This window comes from Caulobacter sp., from assembly GCF_965279145.1.
GTDB lineage: Bacteria > Pseudomonadota > Alphaproteobacteria > Caulobacterales > Caulobacteraceae > Caulobacter.
Window position 1 is genome coordinate 1,326,014 of record NZ_OZ257139.1, and the last position, 13,800, is coordinate 1,339,813.

Here is a 13,800-nt window from a genome sequence, read left to right on the forward strand (position 1 = left end):
ATGCTGCTGGACGCCAAGGACAAGCTTCCTGACCTCGACGGCGCCGACGTGTGCATCGTGGGCGCCGGCGCCGTGGGGCTCAGCATGGCCGCCGATCTCGTCCGGCGCGGCCTCAGGGTCCTGTTACTTGAGGCGGGCGGCGAGACGTTAGATGAAGAGGCCAGCAAGGCCGCCTACGCGGGCGAGGTCGCCGAGGGCTCGGCTCATTGGCCGCCCGATACCTATCGCGTTCGCACCCTGGGCGGCACCAGCACCCTTTGGGGCGGCAGGACCATCCCCTTTGATCCGATCGATTTCGAGCGCCGGCCCTGGGTGCCTCATTCCGGATGGCCGATCTCTTATGAGGACGTCGCCGCCTACTACCCCGCCGCCATGGCTGCGGCGGAAGCCGGCCCCTTCGACAGGCGCCCCCCCGGCCCGCTGGTTCCTGGCCTGGACGGCGAATGGCTGGAGACCACGATCGAGCGATTCAGCCGCCCGACGAACTTCTGGTGGCGTTTCCACGGCGACATGACCGGCTCGAGCCGGGCCAAGGTCGTCATCAATGCGCCGCTGAGCGCCGTCCGCCTGACATCAGACGGCGCGGCCGTCGATCACCTCGAGGTCCGCATGCCCGACGGCGCGCGCCGTCAGGTCCGCGCCAAGACCTACGTGCTGGCCGCCGGCGGGTTGGAGTCGGTGCGGCTCCTGCTGGCTTCAAACGATGTGCGTCCCGAAGGCGTCGGCGCCGCCAGCGGGTGGGTCGGCCGAGGCTACATGTGCCACATGTCCGCGACCTTCGGCGAAATCGAGTTCGCCGCGCCGCCCGAGACCATCGCCTGGGGGTACGAGCAGGATCCTGGCGGCGTCTACATGCGACGGCGCATCGCCTTGACGCCCAAGGCCCAGCGCGAACTGGAGGTGATGAACTTCACCGCCCGCCTCCACATCCATGAGGCCAAGGATCCCGCCCACAAAGACCCGATCCTGTCGTTCATCTTCCTGGCGGCCTACCTCGTGAAGTACGAATACAGCCGCGAGAACCGTGAGGCGGATCGCTCGCTGGCGATGATGACGCGCCATCTCGCCAATATCGCCAAGGACCCCCTGCGGCTCGCCCGCTTCCTCGCGGACTGGGGGCCCAAGCGCTACCTTTCCGACCGCCGCATTCCGTCCATCGCCCTATCGTCCAAACTCAATCGTTACCCGCTCGAGTTCCACGCCGAGCAAGCGCCCAATCCCGACAGCCGGATCCTGCTCTCCGAAGCGCGCGACACTTTCGGCATGCCGCGGCTGAAGATCGACTGGCGAGCGACGGATCTCGACTTCAAGACCATCCGAGAATCCTACCGCCTTTTGGGGCGCGAACTGGAGCGTGCGGATGTCGGCAGGCTGACCTTCGACGACGCGCAACTGGAGTCGGTGACCCTGAAGGCCGGAGCCTATGGCGGTCACCACATCGGCGGCCTGCGCATGTCAGCCAGCCCGCGCGACGGGGTCGTGGACGCCGACTGCAAGGTGCACGGCGTGGCTAACCTTTTCATCGCCGGCAGCGCGGTGTTCCCAACCTCCAGCCAAGCCAACCCAACCCTGACCGCCGTGGCCATGGGCCTGCGGCTGTCGGACCATCTGGCCAGGCTGAACGCGCCCGTGCGCCGCGCGGCGGCTCTGGTCATGCCCGCCGCGCGCGCCGCTCCGGACGGCGCCGTGCTGGTCACCGGCGCCACTGGCTTTGTCGGCAAGTCCGTGGCCCGGCGGCTCGCCGCGAGCGGAATTGCTGTCCGAGGCGGCGCGCGCGGCGCGCCGGAGCGGCTGAAGGCCCAACCCTTCGAAGGCGTCGAGTGCGACGTGCTGGATTCGGTGTCGACCCGCGCCTCCCTCGACGGCGTTTCGACCGTCGTGCATTGCGCGATCGGTCCCGCCGGAGACTCGCGTGTGACCCTGGAGGGGACCCGGACGCTGCTGGAGGCCGCCAAGGCGGCGGGCGTGGCGCATTTCATCTTCTTCAGTTCGATGGCCGTGTACAGCGACACTGCGGGCGTCATCGACGAGGACAGCCCGACCGACGCGCCGCAGGGCGACTACGGGCGGGCCAAACGCGCCGCCGAGGACCTTTGCCGCGCGGCGGCTTCGGAAGAAATGGCCGTTACCATCTTGCGGCCGACCCTGATCTATGGGCCGCGGAGCGCTCAGTGGAGCGACCTGTACATCGAACGCCTGGAGACCCGCCGCTGGCGCGCGCTGGGCCACGGCGGAGACGGACTGTGCAACCTGATCTACATTGATGATCTGGCGGACTTCGTGGGCCTTCTGGTGCGCAAGCCTCCGCAGGGTATTGCGGTCTTCAACGTCAACGGAGCCGATATTCCCGACTGGAACAGCTACCTGGAACGCCTGAACGCCGCGCTCGGCCTGCCGCCCCTGCCAACGCCAAGAGGCGTCGGGCGCGGGACCCTGCTGGCGCGCAAGGCGGCGCGGGCGGCTCTGGCGGTGCTACGACGCGTCCCGCTGATCGATAGGTCGCCGCCCTACCAATGGCTGCGGGACTTCGGACTGTTGACGCCGTCAGGCGATGAGCTGGCTCGCTTCCGCGCCCACGCGACGCTGAAGATCGACCGCATGATCGCCTATGGCTATGTCCCCGCCACGACTGTGGACGACGGTGTCTCGGCCATCGTGCGCTGGCGTCAGAACGGCCGGCCCGACTAGATGACCGACACCTCCGTCCTCTGGCTGACGCGTTGGGCCCCCTACCCGCCTCTGCATGGCGGTGACATGATCTATTCGCGCGACCTGCTGGAGAGCCTCGCAAACACGACGCCGGTCCATGCGCTGGCGGTTCGGCGGGACGGCATCTCACCGCCCCAGCGCGCGGGTCTGACATGGTCGTTTGTCGACGCCTCGCCGCCGCATCGGGCCCTGAGCCTCTTGTCACACCTGCCGAACGTCGCCTTTCGCCACAACGCCCGCGCCTATCTCGAGGCGGCCGTGTCCCTGGCGCGACAGTCGCGCGCCGTGGTGGTCGATTTCCTGGGCCTGTTCGATGTCGGCCTGAAGCTCATCGCGCGACTGGACGCCGAGATGGGCCACGCCCGCCCCCCGGTGATCCTGCTCCAGCACAATCACGAATACGCCGTCCGCAGCCAAATGACGGCCGGTGAACGCGCCCTGGCCCTGAAGGCCGCGCTGGCGCTGGACACGGCCAAGGCCCGGCGCCTGGAGTACGCTGCCCTGCGCGCCTGCGACGGCGTCATCGCCTGTACCCCGGCGGACGCCGAGGTCTTCGCGCGGATCGCGCCGCGTACGCCCTCGGTGGTGGCCATGCCGCCCTATCGCGGCGAAAGCGCGCCGCCTCGTATGATCGGCCCGGATACGCCGCGTCGCATTCTTCTGCTCGGCTCGCATGAGGCGCATCATAAGCGCATGGTGTTGCTTCACACCCTAGAGGCCTTGCAGCAAGCCGGGTTGCAGAACTCGGCGACGATCGACGTCGTCGGTCCTGGCGAGAAGGATAGTCTGGAAGCGCGCTTTTCCGGCTTCAACTTCATGGGCTATGTCGATGACCTCGACGCCTACCTCGCCACGGTCCGTCTGGGCCTGATCCCGGATGAGATCGGCGGCGGATTCAAGCTTCGAGCCCTGACCCACGCCTTCCGCCGCGTGCCGATGCTCGCGGTTGAGAGCGCCCTCAACGGCATGGGCTTCAAGGCCGACCGCGACTATGTGGCCGCAAAAAATGTCGTCGAGGCGGCGCGGATCGCCCCGGCGGTGCTCGACGACTTCGATCGCCTGAACGCGGTGCAGGCCTCAGCCTTCGACACCTGCACCGCAGCCTTCGACTGGGCCAGCCGAGGTCGCGACATCGCCGCATTCCTCGACACGCGGGTCGGCCGGCGCGGGCTCGGCTAGAGCCCTTCCGTCCGCCTTTGTGAACAGATCAGGCGGCTTGGGCTCTAGCCAAGCAACCGCCCGGCCAAGGCCACGAGTTCGGCGTGAGCTTCAGCGACGGCGCCCGGCGCGCCGACGGCCAGGACGCTGGCGCGCCCGGCGCCATGCGCGCGCGGAATAACCATCAACTGGTGGGCGGGGCTAGACCGCCCTGCGCCCAACGGCCAGTAGACCGCCTCGGTCAGGCTCACGCCGTCACCAAACAGCGGTTGGATCCTCGCCGTGGCCCCGCCCTTCTCATTCAGGTTCAGTCCGCCGTCCGCGTCCAGACGGCAAGTCCAGTCCGCAGGGATCAGGAAGGTAGGCGAAGCCGGCTGTCCGCGTCCGATCCACCGGTCGACGATCAGGAACACATCCGGGCTGAAAAGCAGCACGTCGCGCTCCAGGCGCGCGCCGCCGTCGAACCACGGCTGGCACCACGCGGACAGGCCCTTGAGGTCCTGCTTCCGGCTCTGGACGACGCCCGCGCGGGACGAACGCCCCACCCTGAACGCGCCTGAGAACTCGATCAGTTCCCGCCCCTCGAGGCGAGGTCCGTTGTGCGAGACGCCGCCGCGTGTGAGATCCCGCTCGCGTCCCGCCACGTAAGAAGACACGCCATAGTCGACGATCAGTCGACGCCCCCCCCAGGACGCCTCGATCGACAGGTAGTCGCTGTGGCCGTGGCCCGGATTGTCACGCGGTCCGGGCGCGCCACCGTCCAGGATCACGGCTCCTCGACCGCTGCGGATCTGGCCGTAGCCTGTCTGCGGAAGCACCGCGTAGAGCTCCTGCGGCGTTTCGACGAAGGCCGAAGCCGGCGGCGCGTCGAACAACGCCGCGTCATTGAACAGCGCGATGTCGCCGTCGGGGTGGCTCATCACCGGAAGGGCCGCAGCCATGCGCGCAGCAGCCTTCGCCAGCCAAGCCGATAGGTCGTCGCCCACGCCAGGCGTGGCGGCGATGAACTGGATCATCGACAGAACATGCGCGTGATAGGTGGCGCTTCGTTCCGCATGGCCGCCGTCGGCCAGGATCTGATCGTCCAGGGTCGCCTTCAAGGTCCGCAGCGCCTCATTGGGCAGGGCCTTGCCCGTGGCCGCGCGCCAAAGCAGGACGGCGACGATGTTGAAGACTAGGTGATTGTACTGGAGGTGGTCTTCCCGCAGCGCGGTGAGCAGCCCTTCGCAGATGTCGCCGTGACGCATGACGGCGGCCAAGGTCTCGGCGTCGGCGTTCCCACGCGTCAGAGCGGCCAGCACGGGGACCAGATTGATCAGGCGGTTCGAGGCCGCGATCGGCTTCCACCCAAGGTTCTTGCTCCAGGAGCCAGCTGCGCCGACCGCCTCAAGCCCCGCCAGGGCGCCGATCAGTTGCGCCTGTGTCTCGGGCGCCGCCAGGTTCGGGACCAGGAAGCCGACATAGGACAGTTCGTAGAACCAGTTGACGTCGGCTTCGGCGGCTCGGCTCAAGACCGACCAATCGAAGCGGTCGAGCGGCGCGATCTCGCGCGCCTGCCCCCGCAGGGTGACGCGCCCCGCCGCAACCTCGCTGGGCGCATTGCTGAAGGTCAAGGCGCGCAGGCGAGCAATCGCGTCCGCGACCTCGTTGATCGCGGGATCGTAGCGCGCGGCGGGAACGTCGATCACGCTGGCGAGATCGGCCACCGGCCGACCGGCCCAGGCGCGCATCGCCTTGCGATGCGCCAGACGCTGCCAGAGGCGCGAAACGGGAACCCGGGCCGAGTGGCGCGCGGTGATGATGAGGTCCGCTGGCTTCACGCGTTGCCTCCCGAGCCGCTCAGGCCAGCGCCAGCCAGGATGTCGTTCACGTGCTTGCGCCAGGAGAAATGATCACGCGCGAAGACCTGGGCGGCCCGACCCAGTCGGGCGCAGGCCTCGGGATCTGCCAACAGCTGGGACAGTCGCGCGCGGATCGCCGCGGTGTCGTCGCCATCGACGACAAAGCCCGTCTCGCCGTCGATGATCAGCTCTGCAGGTCCGCCGGCCTTGCCCACGATACACGCGCACCCCGCCGCCATCGCGTCAGCGATCACGATGCCGAAGCCCTCGACATCCTTGCCCCCTTCGGTGGCGATCTGCGGATGAAGGAAGATATCCGCGTCCAGGAAGAGACCCGGCATCGCGTCATCGGGCACGAAGCCCAGCATCTTGACCTGCTCGGCGGCGCTACCCGCCTCGATCCGGCGATTGATCTCGGCGGTCTGGGGGCCGCGCCCGCCGATCTCGTAGAGAAAGGGGGCCGCGCCGGCCTTGGTGCAGTCGGCCGCCGCTTGGACGGCGCCGGCGATGTTCTTGCGCTCGACCAGACGACACAGGCTGAGCAGCCGGGTCGGGCTGTGGACCGGCCTTACGCGGTTGGGCAGATTTTCGGCCCAGTCCGAAAGGCCGTTCCAGGCGACGATCGTCTTGGACGCGGCGCTGGGCACGCGTTCGGCCAGCATCTGCTTGGTGAAGTGGCTGACGGCGACGAGAAACTGCGCGCGGCGCATCAGCAGGGCCATCAACGCCTTCATCGGACCCTTGACGAAGTTGATCTCGCGTCCGTGCACTGAAATCGCCAAGGGCTTGAGCCCCAGCGCTTCGCCAGGGATCGACAGCCGCCAGGTGATGGCGTGGGTGAAGTCAGGCCGCCCCCCCTTCAGCTCCCGACGCAAGGCGGCGACGAGGCGCGCCATGACCACGGGTTGCGAAGCGGCGCCGACGTCGACCACCTCGACCGCGCCGTCATGGAAGCGGCGGGGACCGGCGCTGGTCGGCGCGAAGACGACCACCTTCCAGCCTGCGGCCGCATAGGCGTGCCCCACGGCGCGGCCATAGGTTTCGAGCCCGCCTTCATCGGGCGTGTAGCCGCGCGCGAGAATCCAGACGGTGGGCTTGCGGTTTGGGCTAGGCATGGAGGAGCGGGTCTCGCGAGGGTCTAAGGGCGCCGTGACGCGGCGGAGTGTTGGCGGCGTTTGAACCAGCGGGGCCGTCATCCGCGCATCAGGGCGTTTTTCGTCGCTGCTTTCCACCGCTTCGCAGGCTGTTTCTTTTAGCGGCCCTTGACGGCGAAGGCCAGTTGGCTAAGCACTCCGGCCGTTCGCCGGCTCCCCAACGGCCAGAAATTGGAAGCATTTGATGGCCCGCAAAGCAAACATCGCCTCGACAGCGGGCGGCGCGGTGGTCAGCCGTTACTTGGGTATGGCGCTCACATTTCTAACCTTCAGTATTCTTTCCCATATGTTCGGGAAGGAGGGTCTAGGCCACTATGCCAGCGCCTTCGGCCTGGCCAGCACGCTGTGCTATTTTCTGGGCTTTGGCGCGCCGGAGGGCGTGGCGCGGCTCGCCGCCGCAGGGGGCCGTAAGGACGCGGCTCACCGCCAGCGGTTGGTGCGCTCGGCCCATGGCCTCGCATTGCTGAGTGGCGCAGGAGTCATCGCGGTCGTCGTGGCGGCCGCGCTCCTGGCTCTGCCCGCCTCGCTACGCTGGAACACCATCTGGACCGGCGTCTGGGTCGTGGGCTGGGGTATTAACATCTCTGCATCGCTGTGCCTGATCGCGTCGGGGTCCGAACGAGCGGGCTCCTTCTTCTTCTATACCGCCGGCGCCTCGCTCAACTTTGTGCTCGTGCTTCTGGCGATGGCGTTGGGCTGGGGGCCGCCGGCGGTGCTGGCGATTTCCGCCAGCAGCTATCTGGCGCTGGGCCTGATCGGCTCGGTTCAAATCTGGCTTGTGTTGAGGCGTGAACCCATCGCCCCACGCGGCGAGAGTCAGGCCTTGGCGCTCGTGAAGGCCGGCGCGCCGTTCTCGGGCGCCCGGATCATCCAGTCAGCTGCGTTGTGGATCCCCGTTTGGGGAGCCGGATTGCTGTCGGGCGTGGCGGCCGCAGGGGTGATCGGCGCGGTGATGCGTCTTGCGGTCGCGGCCGCGGCCGCGATGGCCGCCATTCGCCTGGTGCTGCGGCGGGTCATCGCCGACCAACTGACCTCGGGCCACTACCGACGCCTGGCGATCATGGCCTCGGTGTCCGGGACCATCTTCGCGGGCTTGACGCTGGTCGGGGTGGTGCTGGTCTGGTTTTTCGGCGACTGGGGGCTGTCGCTCCTGTTCGGCAAGAGCTTCGCGGGCAACCGCGCCTTGCTCTGCCTGGCGCTGATCGCGACAGCCGCCGAAAGCCAATTCGGGATCGCCGAGGACATTCTCAAGAACAAGGGCGCGGGCCTGAAGGTCATGGCGGTCCAGGCTGCGGCGATCGTGCTGGCCTTCGGGCCCATGTTCGTCCTGCGCTTCCAAGACATGACGGCCTATGTCGGGGCCTATGTCGGTTACGTGGCGATCACCCAGGCGGCCTATGTGGTCTGGCTAGGCCGCGCCCGTGGCATCTGGATCCGACCGATGTTGAGCCGTCGCGTGCTGAAGACCTTCATGCGCATCCGGCATTAGGCGCTTCTGGTCGGGCGCAGGCGCTCTGACCGCGCCCGAACGTGCTCTGACCTTAGGCCGCGACCGTGGCCCCAGGCCCTGCGGACCGACTTGCGGGCCGTGACAGATACCGCGACAGCCTAGATATCGCGCCTCCGCGTTGCTGTCCCCCAGGATACGCCCCGCGCGTTGGCGCGAGGTCTATCCTGGGGGTTGCTGTGGTTTATTGGGCGAGAGGGATGGCTACTCGAGATAGTATCCCTTGAAATCCCGATAGTAGTAGTGGGGGTCGCCGTAGCCGGATCGCGCCTGGGCGTTGAGATCCACGAGGCTGAGGGCGACCCCTGAGACGATGCCCTCGACGGCGGTGATTTGGTGGATGGCGGCCTGAACGGCGCGCATGGGGGTTCCACGCCATTTGACGATGAGGGCCACGGCGTCGACCTTTGCGGCGAGGATGCGGGTGTCGACGATAGGCAGGACGGGCGCTGTGTCGATGACGACGGTGTCGAAGCGTGCGCGCAGGTCTTCGAGGAGGGCGTCGAAGGCTGGCGAGACCAGGGGCGACTTCATGACGTTGATGTCGCTGCTGAGCGGCAGGAACCAGGCGCCGGATTCAGTATCCTGAACAAGGACCTCGTCGAGCGTGGCCTTTCCGGCGAGGACTTCGAGGAGGCCCGTCTTGGCGCCTGGGGCCATGTTGGCGGTGGCCGACCGGCGGCGCATGTCGAGGTCGACCAGGAGGACCTTTGAGCCGCCGAGGGCGAGCACGCGGGCGAGGCAGATGGAGGTGGTGGTCTTGCCTTCGCCGGGAAGTGCGGAGGTGACTGCGATGATTTTGACGTCGGCGGACTTGTCGCCATGGATGAGGGCCATGCCCAGACCGCGATAGGCTTCGGCGAAGCTGGACATCGGGTGCTTAAGGATGGCCTCGGTCGGCGACTTGGTGGCGGGCTTTTTTACGGCCGAGGTGAGGGTGGGCAGGCTGCCGAGGAAGGCCAGGTTCAGGCGGCGCTCGACGTCGTCCATGGTCGAGAGGCGGACGTTCCAGCGCTCGATGATGAAGGCGACGGCGACGCCCAGGCCCATGCCGAAGATGAGGCCCAGCGCCATGTTGATGACGATGTTGGGCGAGCTGGGCTTGGAGGGCGGCAGGGCGATCGAGTTGATGCGAGCGTCGGCGGTCGCGGTCGACTGCTGGGCCGTGTTTTCCTTAGCGCGGGCCAGGAAGGCTTCATAGAGCGACTTGGTCGCGTCGGCGTTGCGCTGCAGTTGAGCCAGTTCGACGGAGGCGGAGTTGCCGTTGGCCAGTTCGCCGCTGGCGCGGCCGATGCTGCGCTGGACGCTGGCCAGACGCTGTTGGGCGACGTCGACATTGGTGCGCAGGTTGGCGTTGATGCGGCCCAGTTCTTCCTGAATCTGGGCGTCGGTGTCGGCGACGGCTTTGCGCTGGTTGATGACCTGGGGGTGGAGGGGGCCGTAGCGGCTTTCCAGCTCGGCCAGGCGACGGCTGGCGTCGGCGCGCTGCTGGCGCAGGTTGCTGATGACCATGGAGCCGAGGGCGCTGGCGCCGCTTTCGCCGTTGCTGCTGCGGCCTGCGCCGCTCTCGCCGGCGCGTTGCTGGGCGTTGGCCTCGGCCAGCTGGACGCGGGCGATGGCTTCCTGGGTCTTGAGGCTGGAGAGTTCCTGCTCGGTGAGGGTGGAGCCGGAGGCGCTGAGCAGGTTGTTGGCGGCCTTGAAGGCCTGGACGGCGCGGTCGGCGTTTTCGACGTCCTTGCGCAGCTTGTCCATCTGCAGCAGCAGCATGCTGTTGGCCTTGCGGGAGGCGTCGAGCTTGTTGGTGACCTGGTCTTCCAGGTAGGTCTCGGCGAAGGTGTTGGCGATCTGGGCGGCCTTGATCGGGTCCTTGTGGGTGAAGGCCACCTCGAACAGCATGGTCTGGCCCACACGCTTGACGCGCAGGTTCTGGGAGACCGCAGCGATCACAGTGTTGCGGGTGGTGTCGGCGTCGGCGGCGCCCTTGCCGTCCAAGCTCGGATTGAATTGAGGGCTCTTGTCCAGGCGCAGCTTGGTGATCACGTGCTGGACCAGGGCCGGCGACTGCAGCACTTCGGACTGGGTGTCGACCGCAGTGTCCTTACCGCTGTCCTCGACGCTGGCGTCCGTGCCGAACTGCACCTTCTTCGGGTCGAAGAGGATGGTCGTCTTGGCCGTGTACATAGGCGTCTGGAGGAAGGTCAGGCCCGCCGCCAGCGCCAGGACGCCCCCGGCGATCGCCCCGACCAGGGGAATATAGCGGAGCAGGCGCCCGGCCATCCCCGCCAGGTCGTTGGGCGCGGTGGTGGCTTGGCGGTCAGCGGTGGAAACGTCGGTCATCGTGTCCTCAAATGCCACGGGGCGAGCAAGCAGCGAGCCAGAGAAGCAAGTCGCGTGCCGGGCGTGCGACGTCTACCCTAGCCAAACTTCGTAAAGAATATTTTTGCGTCCTGTCATTGGGGCCGGCATCTTCGTTGGAGTCGCCACAAATCGGGTCATCCCATAGTCTGAACGCCTGCGCGTACGCAAGGTCGCGCTATTGTTGTTGCAATGGCCAGAAGGCATTTGTTGACAGATCAGACTTATGCCAAATGACACTCGGCGCTACTCGTACGCCAAGCTCTCGTGACATATTGGTAGAGACGGGGATTTTATGAAGATCGGTATTTTCGGTCTTGGCTATGTTGGCTTGACCGCCGCAGCCTGCCTCACCAAGAGCGGCCATGAGATCGTGGGTTTCGATGTCAGCGAACAGAAGCTGGCGACGGTCATGGCCGGCAAGTCGCCGATCAGCGAACCGGGCCTGGAGGAGCTGATCGCCACCGCCGTGGCCGACGGCAAGCTGACCTGCTTCTCGGCCATCGAGAACCGCCTGGCCGATTGCGACATGGCCATCGTCTGCGTGGGCACGCCCAGCGCCCCGGACGGTTCGCACAACATGAGCTATATCGCCGAGGTGTCGCGCCAGATCGCCACGGCGGTCGACAAGGACCGCAGCCGGCCGCTGACCGTGGTCTATCGCAGCACGATCCGCCCCGGCACGCTGGAAGAGCTGGTCTATCCGATCTTCAGGCGGGTGATGGGCGACAAGGTCGGCGTCATCGAGCTGGTCTACAATCCGGAGTTCCTGCGGGAATCCAGCGCCATCAAGGACTATTTCTCGCCGCCCAAGATCGTCATCGGCACTCATGACGGCAAGCCCAACAAGAACATGGACATCGTCAACGAGGGCCTGGACGCCCCGGTGTTCTACGTGGGCTATCGCGAGGCGGAGTTCACCAAGTTTGTGGACAACACCTTCCACGCCCTGAAGGTGGCCTTCGCCAACGAGGTCGGTCGGGTCTGCGTGCGCCTGGGCATCAGCGCGACCAAGGTCCACGAGATCTTCATCTCCGACACCAAGCTCAACATCTCGCCCTACTACATGCGTCCGGGCGGCGCCTTCGGCGGCTCGTGCCTGCCCAAGGACGTGCGGGCGCTGCAATATATCGCCGGCGATGTCGGCGCCTCGGCCCACGTGGTCGACTCGCTGATCCGCAGCAACGAGGCTCACAAGCATTTCCTCTTCGAGATGTGCGTCAAGGACCTGGCCGAAGGCGCGCGCGTGCTGATGCTGGGGGTGTCCTTCAAGAAGGACAGCGACGACCTGCGCGAGAGCCCCAACATCGACCTGGCCCGCAAGTTCCTGCAGGGCGGCTACAAGCTGTCGATCCTGGACCCCTTCGTGGAGCCCAAGAACCTGCTGGGCCAGAACCTGGGTTACTCGTTCCAGCACCTGCCCGACCTTGGCGAGCTGCTGATCGACCAACAGACCGCCGAGGCTACGGAGTTTGATCTGGTCGTCGACACCTCCGCCCGCTCCAAGGGCTTGGCGCTGAAGACCAAGCGTAAGATCGACATCGGCGCCCTGGCCTAGACGGCGCTCCCGGAAGGCCATCCCGGGGGCCTTGGATCAGATCACGAGACATTTTCGGTGCGACAGCCTTTTCTGGTCTGTCGGAAAAGGGACCTGGCGCGTTAGGGTCGTCCGCACAAGCTTGACCCAGACGCGCTCTGGAACCGGTTCTTTCAAGGGGGCGGCGGTCGTTGCCAACGGACCTACCAAAGCAGATGTGCTGCGACGCGGCTCCGCGACCGCTGAACATTGCGTTCGCCTATAGCCGCGTGCCTTTTCCGATGATGCGGGGCGACCAACTGACGGTCGCCCACCTGCTCAGCTTCCTCAAGGCGCGCGGCCATAACGTCGATTTTTTCACCCTGAACGTGGGTGGGGAGATGAACGACAAGCAGGAGGCTTGGCTGCGCGGCGTCTGCCGCAACGTGAACCTCTACTCCCATTCCCTCCTCCGGGCGGCCTGGGGCGTGGCGCGGGCCCTGCTCAGGGGGCAGCCTCTGCAGGTGGGCTTCTTCCGCAACGGCAAGATGGAGCGAGCGGTCTCCAGCGCCGTCAAGCGCGGCGAATACGACGTCGCCTATGTCTACTACATCCGCAGCGCCCCGGTGGTGCGAGGCCTCTTCCACTCCAAGAAGGCCAGCCTCATCCAGGGCCGGCGCGTGGTGTCCTTCCTGGCCATGCAGCTGTCGCAGACGCTGAACACCGAGCGCATCTTCCGCAACGAGACGGGCCTGGCCAAGCGCTTCATCTACTGGATCGAGTGGCGCCTGCTGCGTCGCTTCGAGGCCCACGTCTGGAAGGACTTCACGCGCAGCGTGCTCATCGGGCCGCGCGATGTGGAGGCGATCAAGGACGTCTGCGCCGCCGAGGGGCTGGCGCCGATCGACAACTGGGTCTACGGCGCCCACGGCACCAACACCGACCGCTTCCTGCCCGCAGCCCCCGAGGAGCTGGTTCCCGGACGCGTCGTGTTCTCGGGCAGCATGCTCTACAAGCCCAACATCCAGGCCATCCAGTGGTTTCTCGAGACCTGCTGGCCCCAGGTGCGGGCCGCCGTCCCCGACGCCGAACTGATCATCCAGGGCCGCGACCCCGTGGCGGAAATCCGCGCCCTCGACGGTCGCGACGGCGTCACGGTGACCGGCTCGGTGCCGGACGTGGGTCCGATCATCCGTTCGGCCACCGTCTGCGTTAACCCGGTGCGCGCCGCCGGGGGCATGCAGAACAAGCTGATCGAGTACATGGCCTCGGCCAAGGCCGTAGTGGCCACCAGCGTCTCCAACGAGGGCATCCAGGCCCCGGCGGGCACCCTGGTCATCGCCGACGATCCGGAGGCCTTCGCGGCGGGGGTGATCCGATTCCTGCAGGCGCCGGACCAGGCGGTCGCCATGGGCCAGGAGGCCCGGCGCTACGTTCTGGAGAACTGGACCTGGGAGGCCCATTTCCTCAAGCTCGAACAGGCGCTTTACGACGCCCTGGACCACGACGGCCACACCCCGCCGGCCATGGCATAAGCTGTTGAAATAGAGCCCTTGCCGA

The 13,800-nt window shown here is 66.8% G+C and carries 8 protein-coding genes; 5 read left to right on the forward strand and 3 right to left on the reverse strand.

Annotated features, from left to right (window positions below; all coding sequences use genetic code 11):
• Together ACQY9P_RS06185 and ACQY9P_RS06190 are read left to right on the forward strand one after the other, a co-directional pair.
• The gene (locus ACQY9P_RS06185) at positions 1–2,688 is read left to right on the forward strand and encodes an FAD-dependent oxidoreductase (RefSeq protein ID WP_421736141.1); all 2,688 of its coding nucleotides are present in this window, start codon (positions 1–3) and stop codon (positions 2,686–2,688) included.
• Positions 2,689–3,888 (forward strand): glycosyltransferase, encoded by a 1,200-nt coding sequence (locus ACQY9P_RS06190; RefSeq protein ID WP_421736140.1) that lies wholly within the window; start codon positions 2,689–2,691, stop codon positions 3,886–3,888.
• A gap of 44 nt (positions 3,889–3,932) precedes the next feature.
• Here ACQY9P_RS06190 and ACQY9P_RS06195 read toward each other — a convergent pair whose 3' ends face one another.
• A complete protein-coding gene (locus ACQY9P_RS06195) occupies positions 3,933–5,687 on the reverse strand; it encodes a heparinase II/III domain-containing protein (protein WP_421736139.1) in 1,755 nt (584 codons plus the stop codon).
• Positions 5,684–6,823 (reverse strand): glycosyltransferase family 4 protein, encoded by a 1,140-nt coding sequence (locus tag ACQY9P_RS06200; RefSeq protein ID WP_421736138.1) that lies wholly within the window; start codon positions 6,821–6,823, stop codon positions 5,684–5,686. Before ACQY9P_RS06200 ends, ACQY9P_RS06195 begins: the two co-directional genes overlap by 4 nt.
• Before the next feature lie 223 nt (positions 6,824–7,046).
• Between ACQY9P_RS06200 and ACQY9P_RS06205 the strand changes: the two genes are divergently transcribed.
• Positions 7,047–8,351, forward strand: a complete 1,305-nt coding sequence (locus ACQY9P_RS06205; RefSeq protein WP_421736137.1) for a lipopolysaccharide biosynthesis protein — start codon at positions 7,047–7,049, stop codon at positions 8,349–8,351.
• A gap of 222 nt (positions 8,352–8,573) precedes the next feature.
• Here the strand turns inward: ACQY9P_RS06205 and ACQY9P_RS06210 are convergent, their stop codons facing one another.
• On the reverse strand, positions 8,574–10,706 hold the full coding sequence (locus ACQY9P_RS06210) for a GumC family protein (RefSeq protein WP_421736136.1): 2,133 nt from the start codon (positions 10,704–10,706) through the stop codon (positions 8,574–8,576).
• Positions 10,707–11,019: 313 nt separating this feature from the next.
• Between ACQY9P_RS06210 and ACQY9P_RS06215 the strand changes: the two genes are divergently transcribed.
• Both ACQY9P_RS06215 and ACQY9P_RS06220 read left to right on the forward strand, forming a co-directional pair.
• Complete coding sequence (locus ACQY9P_RS06215) at positions 11,020–12,282, forward strand: nucleotide sugar dehydrogenase (protein ID WP_421736135.1); 1,263 nt, start codon at positions 11,020–11,022, stop codon at positions 12,280–12,282.
• Positions 12,283–12,530: 248 nt separating this feature from the next.
• Positions 12,531–13,775 carry a glycosyltransferase gene (locus ACQY9P_RS06220; protein ID WP_421736134.1) on the forward strand — a complete coding sequence of 415 codons (1,245 nt, stop codon included), beginning with the start codon at positions 12,531–12,533 and terminating at the stop codon, positions 13,773–13,775.
• The last annotated feature ends 25 nt before the right edge of the window (positions 13,776–13,800 follow it).